Below are 17,982 nucleotides of genomic sequence, written 5' to 3'. Positions count from 1 at the left end.
ATTTATCGGCATAATAAAAAACCGACTCCTGAGTCGCCTCATTTATCGGTTTTCTGTTATTCTCTTTTTATTGCTTGGGACTCTTGCAGGAGCTGTACACCGCTGGTACCTGGATAACGACACAGGTCCCCGCTCCTTGATTAACTTCAAATCGCAGGCAATTGCTTTCACCAAAATATAATTCCAACCGTTTTTCAATATTTTTGACACCGTAGCCACTACCGTGATAATCCGGGTGTCGATGACCTTTATTCTTAAATCCAACGCCGTCATCTGCAATCGTTAATTGTATTCGTTGATTATGTAATCTTCCTTTTATAGCGACAGTTCCTTTACCTTCCGGCTTTTCAGAGATCCCATGTAAAATAGCATTCTCCACTAAAGGCTGAAGCGTTATTTTCGGTAAAAGACAGTCCATGATATTTTCCTCTACATCCACCTCGAATGTGATTCTACCTTTAAATCGCTTCTGCTGAATTTCAACATAAATTTTGACCAATCGAAGTTCATCCCGAAGCGTAACTAAGTCCTCACCCTTGTTCAGAATTAACTTATAATAATCAGATAACGCATAGATAACTTGCTGAATGTTTGCTTTTTCGTCTCTCTGCGACATCCAGTTGAGCATATCTAATGTATTGTAAAGAAAATGCGGATTAATCTGAGACTGAAGCGCTTTAAGCTCTGCTCCCTTTTTTTCTTGCCCTAACCGAAACTGTTCCTCAAGCAGTTCTTGAACACTGTTAATCATATAATTATAGCTGGAAACCAGACGCCCCACTTCGTCATCACGGGGTTCTATGTCCAGCTTTCTAAGTTCGCCATTCCGTACTTGATCCATTTTACGGGTCAACAAAAACACGCGAGCCGTAATAGATTTCGTAACGGGAAAAATAAGAATAAGCAAAGAGGCTCCCACAATCAGATAGATGGTGATCATTTGAGTACCGACTTTATTTGCTGCCTTGGTAGCTGCTGACTTCGGGATAATTGAGGTCAGATATATTCCCGTCTTTCCAATTTGATTCGATCTGAACATATTCTCCCCATTACTGAGAGTGGCCTCCTCAAATCCCCATCCGGTTTCCTTCAATTTAGGGAGTTGTTGAGAAGGATTAGTGGTGAAATTTTGCAATAGGTCATCACTGCTTGCAATCACTTCCCCATTTTCGTTTATTAAATAAACAACTTGTTCCGGTACCGTTTTTGTTAAACTTTGGCTGATTTGTTTCATATCCAGTTTTATGGCTACAATCCCCATGGAATCACTATAATTTTTCATATTCCAAAGGATTCTGCCTAAGGTTAGCGTTTGTTTGGAGCCGTATACGCTTTCATCATCAGACATCACCCATGTCGGAGCTCCATGATTGGCAATAATAGCTTCCGCCCATTTTCGGCCATCTATATATTTTAGCTTGCGAAACCGTGTATCGGAGCCTGAAACAACAAACCTGTCGTCAATATAATATATAATATTCTCACTTTCCGAACTTTCTTCCAGGACTTTCGTATACGTTGCGATTTTCTCGAAATCGATGAGTTGTTCACCAATATCTTTACTTACCGGATCTGACCCAAGCGTGGAAACAAGGGCATCATTTACAATAACCATGGTTGATAATTTCTCAATTCTTTTAAACTTACCAGACAAGGCAGACAGCGTTTGCTCATAATTTTGATTAGCAGCATAATTTTGACTTTGAAGCGTTGAACTTCGGATTTCCGTATAAGAAACTTGGAATGTTATGGATAGAGGCACGAGCCCTACCAAGGCCAGAATGACTAACATTTTCTTTTTTAATGACAAGTTGGGAAACCAAGGCTTTTTTTTCATTTCATAATCAACTTTCTATAATCAAGTGGTGTTAACTCAGTTGCCGCCCGAAATACCTTTGTAAAATAACTGGCACTGGCATAACCGCATAATTCAGCAATCATGTTGATTTTGTAATGTTCATTTGCTATTAGCTTTTTGGCAAGTTCCAACCGGTAGTCACCAATATACTGTTTAATCGTAATTCCAGTATCATTTTTAAATAACATCCCCAGATGGGCCATGGATAAATGGACATGATCCGCGATCTCACGTACATCGAGATTTACATTACTACAATTAGAGGCAATATAATCCATTACATCCCTAACCACCCTAGAGTAATGGGACGATTCTTCCATCTCTTCCATATATACCGACAATAATTTACTCATATATTGTTGAACCTCAAAAATAGACCCACAATTTCGGATGTGATTTTCTAAATCATGCATATTGCTGATATCATTCAATTTGGAAACAAAAGTACTTTTCTCGCGGATCATGGCTTGTGCAAAAGAATTAAACAATTCACACACGCGTTCTTTATGGGGATACTCCATATAGCTTAATTTCTCACAGACTGCATTTATCCAATCCCCAAGCTTTTGGGGAGTGCTTTTTAAAATTTCAAGAAATTCTGGATAAAGGTCTATAACCTGTGTAGTATGTTTATTTTTATCCTTGAAGGTAAAGCTTCTTAGATTGGGATGATAAAAAAACCTTTCCAGTGCCAGCACAGCCGATTGGAAGCTAGTCGGAATATGTTCCATTCGGATAGCTTCCACCCCAATACCTATAATCAGGCTTTCATTTTGACGTAAGAATAACTCTGTATAGTAATTAATTCTTCTAATGTCTTGTCTTTTCATCGCTAATATGACCATATATTTATGATGATCCATGTTCCTGCACAGTGAATGTACTTGATTAACCTGCCAAAACGTGTAGAGATCCACAATCAATTTCTCAGGCGCAATTTCTCCAGAAGGATCCCTAACGATAAGGCAAACATAGGCTGTATCCATTGGAAAGCCGGTTGCTTTGCAAAGCATATGAATGTCATCTTTATTCATACTTCTGCTATTTAACAATCCTGCAAGTCTTTGTTTTTGCATTTCTTGATTTTGTTCTATGATTCGGTTCTGATTTTGCTTTTCATGAATAGATGTGACGGTTTTTATTATGGCCGCTTCCAATTCATTCAATTTTATGGGCTTTTCAATATAATCTACAGCCGCAAGTTTAATAGCGCTCCTCAGATAATCAATGTCCATATATCCGCTCATAAACAACAATTTGCTCTCTTTGCACATTGTTGTTAATTTTTCGGCAAATTCAATACCATTTAGTTTTGGCATTCGAATATCCGTAAGTACAATGTCAGGCTGAAAGCTTATGGCAATCTCAAGTGCTTCAGCGCCATCCCTCGCTTGCTTAATTTCACTTACTCCAAATTTCGGCCAATCAATCGTTTCTATTAATCCGAGTCTGGTATAATCATCATCATCCGCAATCAACAAGCGCATAGGAACTGCTCCTTTGTCAGAAAATCATTATTGAAGGCAACTTTGTAAACCATCATAGCATACTGTCATAATTAACGTGAATTTAGAAAATAGTACCTTAACACAAATAGCCAGGAACTTAAATTCTCCTGACTAATTGTGAAACATATTTAATTATCCATACGAGGAACAACCTTTATCTTACTTCTTTTTACTTGCCGCAAACTCATCCAATGCCTTTTGTAGTGCTGTCATATACTTATCCGATCCTGCTCCTTTCAGCTGTTGCTTCAATGCCTCCAGATCAGCATCTTGACTTTTCTTGACCATTCCTACTGCTAACGGTTGAGCATATTGGGTTCTTACTGTTTCCATACTCGCCATTTCAGAAGCTAAGTCACCTGTATTGAATACAAATCCTTCAAAAGGGTCGATACCATTTTTCTCTGCTGCTTTAGTGCCCTCTGTCTGAAGTCTGTCATAAATAGGCTGCCAGTCAGATGGATACTTTTCCACACGGTTCATGAAACCATCGTTCAATCCAGTCCAGCCTGGCTTTTTATTTTTCGGATCAATGCCATCAAATGTTACGGATTCTCCAGACAACTTGTAGTTTTCATCCTTAACTCCGTACTGCAATAAATCATAGTATACTCTGTCCGTATGAGCTTTTTCAATAAATTTCAAGGCTGTTTCTACATTTTTGCTTTGCTCGCTAACTGAAATCATCGTGGTTGTGTCATTGGAATGCCTAGGCATAAATGACATTTGTGGATATAAATCAAATGTATAATCAAACCAACCAAACTCCCAGTCTTTATTAACAGCCTTTAATGCTGGAATATAGCTGGAGCTTACTGCGCCAAAATGGTTATTAAACTCAAGCGGCTTTTTGTTAGCCTTCATCAGTTCTAATGTTTTACTTGTTTCATTTCCTTGTGCAGCAAGGATATCGTGGGCAGCAATGCCATCGTCATACCATTTTTTTGCCCGAACCAGGATTTCCTTATATTCAGGAGTATCATAAATGAATGTAGCTTTATACGGATTATTCACAGGAGCAACCGTTAATAAGTTGCCAGAAAGATTTGTCACATTATAGTACTTACCACCCGCCATCATCCTCCAAATATTCTCAGCGAATCGTTTATCATTAATCATCGGTGTACTTGGGAACTCCTGCTTCGCTTTATACAAATATTTCTCCAAAGAATCCAGATCTTTGATTTCCGGAAGACCCCATTTCTTTCTTAGATCCTCACGGTATAACAGTCCATCTCCGCCTGCTCCAGGCTTACCATATTGTGGAATCCCGTATAGCTTACCATTGATTTCAAGTCGACCGAGTAAACCCTTGTAGTGCTCAACCAATTTTGGTGTTTTGGAAAGGAAAGGTTTTAAATCAGCAAATGCGTTCTTAGTAGCAAAGTTTTTGAAATCGGACCAAGCACCTCCGACATATAGGTCATATTCTTTGGCTACAACAGCACGGCTGATTTGATTCTTTTCATCGCCCCAAGGGACAAAGGTAAATCGCACAGTCGCGTTTAAATCTTTTTTGGTAAGTTCGTCAAGCTGTTTATAAAAGTTGTCCATACCGTTGGCTGGAGCAACCCCCATTGTTACCGCTTTCAACTCAATGACTTTAGCAGGTTGCTGACTTGCAGCCCCAGCAGCAGGTGAACTAGGGGCAGCACCTTTACTTCCGGTTGAACAAGCGGCTGTTGAGATAACAACCGTTGACATTAAGATGACAGATAATACCGTTTTCATTTTTCTGTTTACTAACAAAACAATCCCCTCCAAAATTTAAATTATATTATATTTTATGTTAGTAGAGGAAACAACTTAGAAATTTTTGCTCCCTCTAATCAACAACAGGCGTACAGCACGTTACCAAAGCATTTAACCTTTCACACCGCCAATTGTTAAACCGGCTACAAAATACCGCTGTGCGAATGGATAGAATAATAAGACCGGACCAGTTACTAACATCGCGGTAGCAAGTTTCATCGTCTCAGTAGGCAGTTGATCAATAATGATTTGAGAATCTCTCACTGCATCGGTCACACGTGCAAGCATCCGGTACAGCAAAAATTGTAATCCCCACTTTTTCTCGTCAGCAACGAGATACAAGCTATAGCCGAACCAATTATTCCAATAACTAAGCGCCAGGAATAAACCAATCGTTGCCGAAACAGGTTTACATAATGGGATAATAATTTGCCAATAGACGCGGAAATCTCCTGCTCCATCGATTCTCGCCGATTCTACTAATGAATGGGGCAACCCTTTTATAAAATTGCGATATAAAAAGATATAGAACGGACTGGTCAATCCTGGTAAAATAATCGCCCATAAACTATGGTTGAGGTGCAGGAAATTAACGTTAACAATATAAGATGGGATTAACCCCCCGCTAAACAAGGTTGTAAAGTAAATGAAAAATGCCGCCTTATCCCTATGTTTAAAATCTGGCCGGGAAAGAATATATCCGCTGACTGAAGTTACTACCAAACCAATTAGCGTTCCTAGAAAAGTAACGTAAATGGTAACCATATAGGCTGTTCCTATCGTACTTCCCAATGTCGAGAACACCACTTTGTATGCAGTAAAGGAAAACCCCTGCGGAAACAATGAATACCCGTTGACGGCAATCAATGATTCGTCGCTCAAAGAACCTGATAACATTAAAATAAATGGCAACAAACAGGCGATGGCAAAGAACGATATGATGATGACAGCTAGTGTATTAAATATCCGATTACTCCGATCTTGCCTAATTTTATTTCTACCGATATTTGCTGATAGTTCACTCATCCTGCTCTCCCCTTTTCCTATGAATTACATTACGGCATACCTTTAGAACAACGAATTTTCTTTATCTACTTTTCGAACAATGGTATTGACCGTTAGAATCACAACCAAGCCGAAAACCGATTGATACAAACCAGCTGCCGTACCAAGCCCTAAGCTGAAATTAACAGTAAGAGAACGGTATACATAAGTATCGATAATATCCGTTGCGTTAAGTAAAAGTCCGTTTTGACCGATAACATTCCAAAATAAATCAAACTGCCCTCGCATAATGCCACCTAAGGAGAAGAGTACTAGAACAATCACGGTCGGCTTAAGTAGCGGTAGTGTAATATGAAGGATTCTCTGCCACTTAGAAGCCCCATCCACATAAGCCGCTTCATAAATACTTTCATCCATTCCCATAATGGAAGCCAGATATATGACGCTCCCATAACCTAAACCCTTCCATATCTCAATCGCTACAATGATAAAGGGCCAAGCTTCAGGTGATGCATAGAAATCGAACTTTTCAAAGCCCATTGCTATGAAAGCGCTATTAATAACACCATAATTAAAATTAAACAAGTTATATACAATAGACCCTACGATAACCATCGAAACAAAATACGGCATAAACATAAGAGTTTGTGTAGTTTTCACAAATTTCTTATACGTCAATTCCCGAAGAAGAATGGCTACGGAAATTTGAAATACATTATTTAGCACAATAAAAGCGAGATTATATAAAAGCGTATTTTTTGTTATCTTCCAGATGATCGAGTCCAAACCGCCGTGGAATAAAAACTCAAAATTTTTAAGACCAACAAACGGGCTAAAAATCCCTTTACTGAAATCAAAGTCCACAAAAGCATAATACAAGCCAAACATCGGTAAATATGCGAATACAACAAAGAAGATAATCATAGGGATCAGCATAAAATAATACGTTTTATGGGCTCTAAAATCTGAAAAAAATCTCTTTTTTACTTTAAGCTGAGCTTGTTTGGACAAAGCATTAGACAAAGTTGCTTCTGACATATGTTCTCCCTCTCTTTCTAAATTTAGTGTAACAGGTAAAAATAATAGCGAGAATAATACTTTTCCATGATTTCTTGTAATTTTTAAAGCGCATACAACAATTTAATAATGGTGCTGCAAAGATTGCTTGAAATCCCCATTTTATTTAATACCTCCACTCTTTTTTTTCATCCAATTACCATTCAATTCCTCAATCTTCCATTCTAATGTCTTCATATATTCAAACATTTGTGAAAGAGTTTTTGGGGTCACAAATCCTGGCATGGTGCTTTTTTCATTTTGTAATTGATTAAGCCGGTAGTAATGATTGCAGTCAGTTGTTTTTCTTTTCACTCGCTATAAATAACTTTATTTCAGATTCGTAAAAGAAAGTTTCAGTTATCTTTGCATCGTAAGAGGCAAATAGCCCACACCTTGTAATCAAGATGAGGGCTATTTATGCTTTAGTCAGCCTTAAACACGCGACAAGTACGCAATCGGTTGATCCGCAAGCGAGGTAGGCGCGCTGCGCGCCGGATAGCGTCAGCATGGTGTCTCTAACGCGTGCACGCTTACCCATCAAAAGAATTTTCAATCAGTAAGAATAAGTAATAATAAATGGACTGATAGACAATTATTTCTTTTGCTTTTTTAATACAGTGTTTGTATAATCAATACAATTCTATAAAGCACTGTGTTGAAGATTCAAAGCCTAATACAATCACTTTGAATGAACGCACATTGGAGAAATGTTCTGAAATTCAGTAGGACATCGGGGGAGGCCCCGTTAACAACGGTAAATGGGGTCACATTTGTGGCAACTATACCACGGGAATATATGCTCTCGTCTCTTTTTTTAAGAGGCGAGGGCTTTTTTATTTTAGAAAGGATGATTATTTTGGAACTTTACATCTCAGGCTTTTTAATTGGTATGTCTCTTGTACTTGAACTTGGAACGGGAAATCTCGGTCTTATTCGAACAGGAATTACAAAAGGTTTTTTACCTGCTTTTATTTTTTCGTTAGGTTGTGCGGTTGGTGATATGGTTTATGCTGTACTATCTGTGTTAGGAATCGCATTGTTATTACAATCTAGTTCTATTTTCCAAATTGTTTTATGGATTGGCGGAACAATCATGCTTTGCTATTTAACGTATAAAGCGTTTAAAGATTTCTTTTCACCTAAGCTATTAAATTTAAAAGGAAAAGGCATTGAGAAGAAATCCTTGTGGGCATATTTCTTTACAGGTATTTGGCTAGTTGTTTCTGCTCCTACAGCATTAGTATGGTTTGCAACTGTTGGAGGTAGTGTAGTTAGTTCAACGATTGGTAATGCATCTGACCAAAGTTTGATGCCATTTTTTATTGGGTTTGTAACGGTATCAATAGTTTGGGGAGCTATTCTTGCATATTTGAGTAGTATTGGTGGAAAGTTGATGGGTGCTAAAATGCTACGATTTTTCTCATTAGCATCAGGGTTCCTATTCCTCTACTTTACTTTCTATGTTTTTATTAGTGGGATAAAAATATTGTAATGATTCTAAAAGGGACTATTAGTTGCCCTTAGAACTCGCCTCTTCCGTCACACCGCCCCAGTCGGAAACAAGAAGCAGAGGAATATCCCACTCTGGTCCGATATAAACCAAATTGTCATGAATCCTCGTACCCGCAGTTGGCCCTGTGATGTGAAACGTTCTGCATCGGTCGTTCACACTGACGTTATAGCGGATGATCGACCCTTCATTCCCCGCGCTCTCGGGCATTACGTTATCGCCGCAGTTGCAGACCAGAGACAAAACCGCCCTCGTTGTCGTGGCTGTAGTTGCATTGAATCACCGTATTTCGGCAATTCCAGTCCGAGTCGAAGCCCTGTCCGCAACCGTACCCTTGTAATGGCTGACTTCATTGAACTGGATGACGGTATTATCGCTGCTCCATGGCCATATGCCGGCGCAACCGCCCTGGTCTCGCATGCGCCGTGCCGAAATTATGGACTTGAACGAACACTCCTTTACGCTTCGCTTCTCTTTCTACTCCGGTATTCGTAATCTCCAGATTACGGATCTCCCAGTATTCCACATTGTACAAGTGAACGGTTTCCAAATATTTTCCGTCCCCGTCAATCCGGGGATCGTCGCCTTCCCCGTACCTGTCGATGACGATAGGTGCCCCCCGCTAAGCCTGACCCTCGCGTCTTTAACTGTCCGGAATAACGGGAACCCCCGGCGAACCGGATATGATCCCCGGGTTTAATTACACTTTGTGCAGGCTTTTCCAAGCTTGCTCCAGGACAGTCCCCTTATTGCCGTCGTTCCCATTTCTGCTGTCGATATAGTAGATCGTTCCTTCTCCCATTTCATACACCTTCCAGGTTAAAAAAGACTTGTGAATCCTCCTTTTTGCGCGCACTCCATATCTGAAAAGGATGACTGCCAGATCGCTGATTTTCACCTCTTCCGTCTCATCAACGGATCAATAAGTTCAGCTGGCCGTCCAGGTGATACGCTGTTCCTTTCGTCACCCGAAGCTCTCTCACAAAGTTCTTGACCCGCAATTGGATTACCTGATCCAGTGCTGCCTTCACTTTGACGGCAACGACCGCTCCCGCTTCCCACGAACAATCTATCTCCACACCGCCTCTGGCTCTCATGCCGCTGAAACCGCCGGTCTGCCAGCATTCCGGTATCGCGGGCAACAGATGAATTTCGCCGCGATGGCTCTGAATGAGCATTTGCGCTATTGCGGAAGTGCCTCCAAAATTCCCGTCGATCTGGAAAGGCGGATGCGTACAGAACAAATTCGGCAATGTCGAATGACCCAGCATAGCTCCGACATTCTCATAAGCAAGCTGGCCGTCCTCGAGCCTTGCCCACATGTTGGCAATCCAAGCGCGGCTCCAGCCCGTATGCCCGCCTCCGTGCGATAGCCTCCTCTCTAGCGTTCTGCGGGCGGCGAGCGCCAGCTCCGGCGTTTCGCGAACGGTGATCTGATTGCCCGGATGCAAGGCGAACAGCTGCGAGATATGGCGATGTCCGGGCTCTACCTCCTCGTAGTCGTCCGCCCATTCCTGAATTTGCCCGTAACGGCCGATTTGCGGCTGCGGAATCTTCTCGAGCAGATACCGCAGTTGTGTAGCAAAGCCGCTGTCGATGCCCAGCTTCCCGGAAGCGGCGATACAGCTTTCGAATAACGCGCGAATGATTTGGCTGTCCATGGAAGCGCCAGAACAGAGTACGCCCGTCTCGCCGCTCGGCAACCGATATTCATTCTCAGGAGACAATGTGGGACAAATCACGAGCCGCCCTTCCCAGTCCTCCACCATATAATCCGCAAGAAACTCAGCCGCTTCTTTCATCGTGTCGTAAGCTTGCCTCAAAAATTCGAGGTCTCCGCCGTACTCGTAATGCTCCCATAAATGCAGGCACAGCCATGCGGCACCGAGCACCCATACGGTGGAGCTCAAACAGACATCCTGCGGCGCGGTGTCAGCCCAGATATCCGTATTGTGATGCGCCATGAATCCCTTGCATCCGTACATGACCTGAGCGGTTCGCCGTCCCGGCGCTCTCATTCTTTCGAGCAGCTCGAACAGCGGGAGATGACACTCCGCCAGGTTGCACGTTTCGCTGGGCCAGTAATTCATTTGGGTATTTATGTTGATTGTATACTTACTATCCCAGATGGGCAGCATATCCTGATTCCAGATACCCTGAAGCGTAGTCGGCAGCGATCCGGGCCGACTTCCGGCGATCATCAAATACCTGCCGAATTGAAAATACAACGTCAGCAAGCCGTCGTCCCGTTCGCCGGCGCTTACTCTCCTCAGCCTGACATCCGTCGGCTGCCCGTCGAGCGAATCTGGATACGGCAATGAGAAGCACACGCGATCGAACAGCGATCGATAGTCTTCGATGTGACGGCACCGAAGCCGTTCGTAAGGCTGCCGCTGCGCTTCTTCGATCTTGTCTGTGCAGTACGCCAACGGATCCTCCGTACGGAACGTTGTGCCCGCCGTCAAGTAGAGGGTTGCGGAATCCGCTCCCTCCACCAGAACGGTATTCCCGATGGTCGAGACATGGCCGCCTTCGGCCTTCACTTTCATCATCCCGGCGAAATCGACGCCATCCCGCCCGCCGCATTGGCCTCGCATCATTGTCGAAAGGTCGGACAACGCTCTGCTTTCATCCACATAAGCGTTAAAGCCAACCTGATATTTGAACTTATGCTTGCCAAACGGATCGTAGTTCCACGGCTCATTGCCTCTGGCGAGTTGAGTGTGGAAAGTAAGACTGCCTGGCGTATCTGCCGTAAGGTGAATCACCAGACATTGATTCGGGAAGCTAGCGAAGATTTCCCTACGATATCGAACGCCATCGCGCTTATAGGAGACAGCTGCAATGCCGGTTTCCAGATCAAGCTCCCGTTTATATTCTGTGATTTCGCCTTCCTCACCCGCAAAGAACATATACAAATTCCCAAGCGGCTCGTAATGGCGCTGTCCCTCCGGCACTCCCGTGAGCGCGAATGCGGCCAGTCGTTCAGCCTCCCTCACTTTGCCTTCGAAAATGAGTTCTCTTATGCGGGGCAGATGTTTGAGCGCATCCGGATTGTTCCGGTCCATCGGCCCGCCATACCATATGCTATCCTCGTTCAACTGGATCCGTTCCGAATACATCTTCCCGAACACCATAGCCCCAAGCCTCCCGTTTCCGAGCGGCAGCGCCTCGTCCCAGCGGTCGGCGGGTTTGTCGTACCAGAGCTTCAATGTGGTCATGTCATAGCCTCCTTTGCACCTTAACCGTTATTCATCAAACAGCCGGAGCAACACATGGAAGTGTTACTCCGGCTCAGACCGTCCCTTACTTATCCTTCATTTTGAGATTATAAGCTTCCTGATTGATACGCCTAATAAGGAGATTCGACCATGCTATCATGCCGATGGCCTTATGCGATAGCTGACTCCCGGCAAGGTTTCAAAAGCTAGTACGCTATCTTCCGTTCTTTCAACAGCTACCGATCGACCATTCGCCTCAATGTTCAACGGGACCGTACAGTCTGTATGGCCTGCCAAGCTTCGATTGAATCTCCGCGCTCGCGAGGGTGCATTTCTCCCAGCACAACTGAATTTCGAACCCGTCTCTGGCCCGCAGTCCGCGAACCATGCCGGAATCCCAGGCTTCGGGAAGCGCAGGCAGGAAGCGGATGACTCCCGGATGGGATTGCAGCAGTATTTCCACGACGCCTGCCGTGAAGCCGAAATTGCCGTCGATCTGAAATGGCGGGTGCGCATCGAACAGATTCGGATAAAAGCCGCCTCCGGCGACGCTTGCCTTATCTTCGTGTACCAATCTTAGTAAATTGGATATCAGATGTAATGCGCGATTGCCGTCGCCAAAGCGAGCCCACAGATTGAGCTTCCAGGCTAAACTCCACCCCGTGCCCTCATCGCCACGGCGTTCCAAAGAACGCTGCGCCGCCTCGAACAATTCAAGAGAAGCTTCTTGATGCAGCTGTCTGCCGGGATAAACGCCGAACAAATGAGATACGTGGCGGTGATGGACTTCCTGATCCTCGAAGTCGAGAAACCATTCCTGAAGCTGTCCGTATTTCCCGATCCGGTAAGGGAGTAAGCGCGATCTTACCTGTTCCAGCTCCTTACGGAAGGGGTCATCGATTCCAAGCGTCTCCGCTGCCTGGATGCAGTTTGTAAACACGTCCCAGATCAGCTGGCCTCCATGTCCGAATAAAAGAGTCCGTGACCTTCCTTCGATCGTACGCTCTGCAATCGTGTTCGAAATGACGAAGGAAATAAGAGAATGACCAACATCATCGAGATCAAATAAAGAATTTGCCTGGTAAGACTAAGCTTGCGAAATCGGTCCATGAGATTCATTGCCCGTTTTAAATGATGTGATTATGATGTCCTTTCCTGCTATTCGTTTGACCGATCCATGGCGCGCGCCTCGTGGCAATTGCATTTCATCGCCGATCGGCTCCCAAGTCTCCAAGTTATGAGATCGGAAGGCTCCGTAATACTGCTCCTGAAACCCGTCTACAAGCAGAACCCATTCCTTGCATCCATCCCGCTCTACCGCATATAGCGTCGGTCCTTCCGTCAGAGCCGACGTAAGTAGGTGCGAAATGTTCTCTGCTTCAGGACGATCGCCACCCTGCTTATTTAAATAACATGAACGAATAGCCTTGTAGTCGGTTCCCTTCTCATTGCTGCCCCGTTCATCCTTAAACAGCATAAAATAACGATCGCCGAGATCCGTAATATTCGCGTCGATGACATTATAGCCTGGGTCGAAAAAAAGTTTGGATTCCGCAAACGATTGAAAATCAGGTGTCGTGGTCGACCAAATCCGATGATTCCGGGGACCTGCTCCTACGGTCGAAGACCAAATGATTCGGCAGCGATCAGCAACCGTATCATAAAAGATTTCAGGAGCCCATGCGTTCTGGGTTTCCGGCAAATACTCCATCACCGGAATCAGCTTTTCATCCTCCCAGTGAACGAGATCTGCTGAACGTGCATACCCGATGCTTCGGCTGCGCCAACCATCCGTCCAAATGAGATGCAACGTTCCTTGCCGATCCTCCCAAAGAAACGGATCGCGAATTTGTCGCGAACCTACACTGGAAGTGAAAACCGGAAGTCCATCGTTTAATTCCTGCCACAAATATCCGTCGCTGCTGCGTGCAAGAAATAGGCACTCTTGATCTTCCTTAAAATAGGTGAACACATACATACCGTCATCCTCCCCAGCCATACGCATCATTTCCATCCATATATCAGAAACGTTTTGATTTCATAAGGCTCAATTTCACATTGAATGGTGCCTTGCCCGCTTCGCCCTTCTTCGGAAAGAGGATTCTCAAGCAGATCGGTCTCCTGCCACTGGAAGTTAGGTAAACCGCTTGAAAGCTCCATTAGCCCACTCGCTCCGGCATACTCATGCAGTCGAACGATGAGTCCCTCACCCTCCTCTGCAGGCTTGATGGCATCAATAATAACATTTCGCACATTGACGCTGAAGAGGGAGAATTGATCCCTCGCCGATTGACCCTGCAGTGCAGCTAAGGGACTGTTCAAATGCCACGCTTCCTGCACGGTGCCGCCTGCGAACCAGTCACCCTCATGAGGGTAAAGCGAGTAGCAAAAAACATGCTCCCCTTGGTCAGCTGTAGGGTCCGGTACCATGGCGGACTTGATCAAAGTCAGTCGCATTTTGTGATCTTTGATGTCATAGCCGTATTTGCAGTCATTCATTAAACTGACGCCGTATCCCCGCTCGGAAAGATCGGTCCACTGATGCCCTACCGTTTCGAATCTCGCGTAATCCCAGCTTGTGTTCCAATGGGTCGGCCGTTTTACATTCCCGAATTGAATATCATAAGTTGCTTCTGTTGCCCTTATGTTCACAGGAAACGCCACCTTTAACAGCTGGCGCTGCTCATTCCAATTGACCATTGTGTCAAAATCGATACGCCGGCTGTCTGCGTAGAGGACCATTTTCTGGGTCAGGTCGGAATCCATGTAACGCCATGAGAATTGAATGACAGCTCGCAGAGGCCCCATCTCCACGATCCGCACCTGTGTACAGTTATCAATGATCCTTCTTTTTTCCAGGTAATACAGATCGATATCCCACGCCTCATGCCTACTCTTCGGCTTATCCTCGAATACTTCGAACACATTGCCGAATTCTTTTGCTTTCAGAACATCTCTACCAGCCTGCTTATCATAAATTTTTGTAAGATGGCCATACTCGTTCCAATACACAATATAAAAAGGAGTCTCGATCCGCTTCTCTAAGCTTTGAAAAGGTCCCCCTTCCATACTCATGGCTTCGGCGGTCTTCTCCTGCCTAATTACGGCAAATCCCATAGGCGGCAAATTGGTCAAACGCACAAGCCAGCCTTTCTCTGTACGCTGAGACGGGCAAATCTCTCCCGTTTCCCGAATCCAACGTCCCTGTTCCGGCGCTTCAGCAAAAGGAATCATAACATGATCGCTCCGGCTCCACGAAGCGCTGTTAAATACCGTCCAAGCTCGTTCCCGCTGCTGCAAAATGGAGACAGCCGCTTCTTTTATGCTTTTTTCCGCAATCTCAAGAGCCTCGTTGTACTCTACTTTACTATCCTCATAAACTTCCCTGATCGAAGAGCCCGGAATGATATCGTGAAACTGATTTCGGAGGATGATCTTCCAGCCTTGGTTCAATTCCGCTGACGGCACGAAGGTATCGTCAAGCAATCCGCCCAAAACTTGCATAAACTCGGTGTCCCGGTATAAAAGCTCAAGCTTACGATTCATCCGTTTATTGTAGGCCTGACTCGAGTAAGTCCCCCGATGCAGCTCCAAATACAGCTCTCCATCCCAGGTATGCACATATTGATCTGTATCGCGAATCGTTTGTTCCAACTCAGCAAAATATTGATCTGCTCTGCCCGTGATCACTTGAGGAAGTCCCGGCAGCTCGGACAATCTCCTGCGCATTTCCAGCATTTCCCGGTTAACACCGCCTCCGCCGTCCCCGAAACCATAAGCGAGAAGAAGCTTTTGGTTAATCCCCTTATCCCTATAACCATTCCAAATTCCTTGAACCGATTCAGCCGTAATGCCCCCGTTATACGTGTAAAAAAACGCTCCGTTTTCCGTTCTACCCGGATCCGGCGTCGTAATGAAATGGGTGATGATCTCGGAGCCGTCAATGCCCCGCCAAACAAACGTATCATTAGGCATTCGGTTATATTGATTCCAGCTGATCTTGGTCGTCATAAACGTGCTGATCCCGCTTTTTCTTAAAATCTGCGGCAGCGACCAGCTGTAACCAAACACGTCGGGCAGCCATAGATAGGTGCAATTGACCCCGAATTCCTGTTGTAAAAACCGTGTTCCATATAAAATATGCCTAACCAGCGATTCGCCTGACGACAGATTGCAGTCCGCTTCGAGCCACATCGCCCCTCCGGCTTCCCACTGCCCCTCCGCCATGCGCTGGCGAATTTGTTCATAAAGCTCGGGATAATCGTGCTTCATATATTCATAAAGCTGCGGCTGGGTTTGGAGAAACACATAGTCCGGATACTGTTCCATTAATCGAAGCACGGTGGAAAAGGATCGAGCGGCTTTCTCCCGGGTATGCTCCAGCCTCCAGAGCCAAGCAATGTCGATATGCGTATGACCGATACATTGTACGACAACAGCGTGGGTTTTAGGCTCTTTTTGCAACAGTTCACGAAATAAATGAATGGCTTCATGGACTGATTGATAAAAGGATTCCGATCCCGGCCTCGACCAGTCGATGCATAGTAATGCGCGATCCAGCATCTTAAGAAGGACATGGTATTCGGTCCGATTTTCATCCAACACTTGAAGCGTCTGCAAGACAGCTTTAGCCGTAAAATAAAGATCATCCGTCGGTTCATCCAGCCAGCACAGCTCCAAGCGCTGTATGGTATATTCGATCGGAGCGGTCGACGGATTATATCCGTTTAGTCCGGTCCACATGCGAAAACGCAATGCGACAGATGTACCGGCGAGCTTTGAATCGAAAAATACTTCTTGATGATTCGTATCCACTCCCTGATAAGGGGAGCCGTTTACGAACAACAGCGACTCAAAACCGCTGATCCCTCCTCTTCCGCTTAACCCCATGTCAAAGCACCCCAAGATTTTACAGTCTTTCCACTGCTCCGGGATTCGAACATCGGCAGCCAGCCAATAATATTGATCGTACCCCCGCCACCTATCCCCGCACTGTATCGGTTTCCACTCACCGCCCTCGTCCGGGTAAAGGCCGACTTGTGTATCCATCTCTTCTTTGATTCGAAGACCGTTCAGTACCAGCTTATCTCGATATCGAAACGGCTCCAATTCTTGGAGACGCTTTTCCAGCTTTTCTATCGTGAAAAACATATGCTTCCTCCACTCGTTATTTTGGCCAATTCCATATCTTCAAGTCATCGCTCCATGCAATTCCGATGCTAGCATGGGTATCGAAGAGGATACGTTCATCTTCCGGGCCGCTGCCATGAAAGAACATTAGGAACTTCCGGACACCGTTTACCTGTCTGCAATCCAAGACGAACCCTGCGGTAATTCTTCCGCGTGCCCAATCCCATTCCCGCTGCCCCAGCGTCAGCAACGTATCGTCGTGCGTCCAGTTCCTTAGATCAGTCGACCTCATGATCCCAATTCCGTTCTCAGGAGAGTGAAGCACGACATATGTATCCGCTATATTCAAAATACAGACGTTCTCGCCGGCTGCTTCATTCCCGTAATAGGTCCAATGCTTAAGATCATAGGAATACGATAAACTGACTCCGTTCTGCTTATAGAAGCAAAACCACTTCCCCTGCTCATCCTTGCTCTCGATCAGATAAGGGTCGATCATTCGCCCCATCTCTTCCACCGGAACCCGGTCTCCTTTCACCCGAAGCAATTCCGGCTCCGACCAATTGTCGAGATCGCTGCTCTCCATGGTCCAGATTCGGGAGTTTTGGTTGCCGTATTTTTCACCGTCAGGTCTAGGGTACGTTTGGAGGCACATCACCCATCTGTCTTGATAACGGATTATATTGCCCGGACTTGAAAAGTTTAAACTGCGGTCTCTCGGCGTATGCTTCTTCGGCTTGCTCCACTGTACCAGATCCTCACTTTGGCTCATCGCCGTATACATATATACTTTCCCGTCGGACTCCGTCTCGACCAGCGTATAATAAAGCCTGAACACCCCTTCATGATAGATGGCCGCAGGGTCGCGATATGCGGTTTGATGATTGCCATGCAGAAGTATGGGCGACGGAATGCTGGCAAGATTCAAATGTGTCATTC

14 protein-coding genes are annotated in these 17,982 nt (G+C 45.0%); 1 reads left to right on the top strand and 13 read right to left on the bottom strand.

The genetic code is table 11. The features are described from left to right. Positions 1 to 67: 67 nt before the first annotated feature. The 5 genes from ICC18_RS17090 to ICC18_RS17070 all read right to left on the bottom strand — a co-directional run bounded on the left by ICC18_RS17090 (position 68) and on the right by ICC18_RS17070 (position 7,161). Complete coding sequence (locus ICC18_RS17090) at positions 68 to 1,837, bottom strand: cache domain-containing sensor histidine kinase (RefSeq protein WP_188175644.1); 1,770 nt, start codon at positions 1,835 to 1,837, stop codon at positions 68 to 70. Continuing rightward, complete coding sequence (locus tag ICC18_RS17085; protein ID WP_188175643.1) at positions 1,834 to 3,345, bottom strand: response regulator; 1,512 nt, start codon at positions 3,343 to 3,345, stop codon at positions 1,834 to 1,836. The genes ICC18_RS17090 and ICC18_RS17085 overlap by 4 nt, the downstream gene beginning before the upstream one ends. A 180-nt stretch (positions 3,346 to 3,525) precedes the next feature. After that, the gene (locus tag ICC18_RS17080; RefSeq protein WP_223192629.1) at positions 3,526 to 5,115 is read right to left on the bottom strand and encodes a DUF3502 domain-containing protein; all 1,590 of its coding nucleotides are present in this window, start codon (positions 5,113 to 5,115) and stop codon (positions 3,526 to 3,528) included. Positions 5,116 to 5,229: 114 nt separating this feature from the next. Then, a complete protein-coding gene (locus tag ICC18_RS17075; protein WP_188175642.1) occupies positions 5,230 to 6,144 on the bottom strand; it encodes a carbohydrate ABC transporter permease in 915 nt (304 codons plus the stop codon). A 42-nt stretch (positions 6,145 to 6,186) separates the two neighbouring features. Beyond that, entirely contained in the window at positions 6,187 to 7,161 is a 975-nt protein-coding gene (locus tag ICC18_RS17070) for an ABC transporter permease (RefSeq protein WP_188175641.1), read from the bottom strand. A 793-nt stretch (positions 7,162 to 7,954) separates the two neighbouring features. Here ICC18_RS17070 and ICC18_RS17065 point away from each other — a divergent pair. Further along, positions 7,955 to 8,674, top strand: coding sequence for a LysE family translocator (locus tag ICC18_RS17065; RefSeq protein WP_188175640.1), 720 nt, complete (start codon positions 7,955 to 7,957; stop codon positions 8,672 to 8,674). Between the two features lie 18 nt (positions 8,675 to 8,692). Here ICC18_RS17065 and ICC18_RS17060 read toward each other — a convergent pair whose 3' ends face one another. From ICC18_RS17060 to ICC18_RS17025, 8 genes are all read right to left on the bottom strand, one after another. Beyond that, positions 8,693 to 8,935: a hypothetical protein gene (locus tag ICC18_RS17060; protein WP_188175639.1), complete on the bottom strand. Its 243-nt coding sequence runs from the start codon at positions 8,933 to 8,935 to the stop codon at positions 8,693 to 8,695. 127 nt (positions 8,936 to 9,062) lie between these two features. Next, positions 9,063 to 9,242 (bottom strand): hypothetical protein, encoded by a 180-nt coding sequence (locus ICC18_RS17055; RefSeq protein WP_188175638.1) that lies wholly within the window; start codon positions 9,240 to 9,242, stop codon positions 9,063 to 9,065. A 150-nt stretch (positions 9,243 to 9,392) separates the two neighbouring features. Next, complete coding sequence (locus tag ICC18_RS17050) at positions 9,393 to 9,590, bottom strand: hypothetical protein (protein WP_188175637.1); 198 nt, start codon at positions 9,588 to 9,590, stop codon at positions 9,393 to 9,395. A gap of 13 nt (positions 9,591 to 9,603) precedes the next feature. Then, complete coding sequence (locus ICC18_RS17045) at positions 9,604 to 11,913, bottom strand: glycoside hydrolase family 95 protein (protein ID WP_188175636.1); 2,310 nt, start codon at positions 11,911 to 11,913, stop codon at positions 9,604 to 9,606. A gap of 256 nt (positions 11,914 to 12,169) precedes the next feature. Continuing rightward, positions 12,170 to 12,853 carry a glycosyl hydrolase family 95 catalytic domain-containing protein gene (locus tag ICC18_RS17040; protein WP_188175635.1) on the bottom strand — a complete coding sequence of 228 codons (684 nt, stop codon included), beginning with the start codon at positions 12,851 to 12,853 and terminating at the stop codon, positions 12,170 to 12,172. A 147-nt stretch (positions 12,854 to 13,000) separates the two neighbouring features. Continuing rightward, positions 13,001 to 13,891, bottom strand: coding sequence for a glycoside hydrolase family 43 protein (locus ICC18_RS17035; protein WP_188175634.1), 891 nt, complete (start codon positions 13,889 to 13,891; stop codon positions 13,001 to 13,003). A 26-nt stretch (positions 13,892 to 13,917) separates the two neighbouring features. Then, positions 13,918 to 17,064: an alpha-mannosidase gene (locus ICC18_RS17030; RefSeq protein ID WP_188175633.1), complete on the bottom strand. Its 3,147-nt coding sequence runs from the start codon at positions 17,062 to 17,064 to the stop codon at positions 13,918 to 13,920. 16 nt (positions 17,065 to 17,080) lie between these two features. Beyond that, positions 17,081 to 17,980, bottom strand: a complete 900-nt coding sequence (locus ICC18_RS17025) for a glycoside hydrolase family protein (protein ID WP_188175632.1) — start codon at positions 17,978 to 17,980, stop codon at positions 17,081 to 17,083. Positions 17,981 to 17,982: the final 2 nt, after the last annotated feature.

Source organism: Paenibacillus sedimenti, assembly GCF_014534655.1.
GTDB lineage: Bacteria > Bacillota > Bacilli > Paenibacillales > NBRC-103111 > Paenibacillus_E > Paenibacillus_E sedimenti.
Note: the sequence above shows the minus strand (reverse complement) of the source record. Positions and strands in the feature narration are given on the sequence as shown.

Bases quoted from the DNA above. Each gene is read 5' to 3' on its own strand.
- ICC18_RS17030 (WP_188175633.1), bottom strand. From the start codon at position 17,064: ATGTTTTTCACGATAGAAAAGCTGGAAAAGCGTCTCCAAGAATTGGAG.
- ICC18_RS17045 (WP_188175636.1), bottom strand. From the start codon at position 11,913: ATGACCACATTGAAGCTCTGGTACGACAAACCCGCCGACCGCTGGGAC.
- ICC18_RS17025 (WP_188175632.1), bottom strand. From the start codon at position 17,980: ATGACACATTTGAATCTTGCCAGCATTCCGTCGCCCATACTTCTGCAT.
- ICC18_RS17090 (WP_188175644.1), bottom strand. From the start codon at position 1,837: ATGAAAAAAAAGCCTTGGTTTCCCAACTTGTCATTAAAAAAGAAAATG.
- ICC18_RS17085 (WP_188175643.1), bottom strand. From the start codon at position 3,345: ATGCGCTTGTTGATTGCGGATGATGATGATTATACCAGACTCGGATTA.
- ICC18_RS17070 (WP_188175641.1), bottom strand. From the start codon at position 7,161: ATGTCAGAAGCAACTTTGTCTAATGCTTTGTCCAAACAAGCTCAGCTT.
- ICC18_RS17035 (WP_188175634.1), bottom strand. From the start codon at position 13,891: ATGTATGTGTTCACCTATTTTAAGGAAGATCAAGAGTGCCTATTTCTT.
- ICC18_RS17075 (WP_188175642.1), bottom strand. From the start codon at position 6,144: ATGAGTGAACTATCAGCAAATATCGGTAGAAATAAAATTAGGCAAGAT.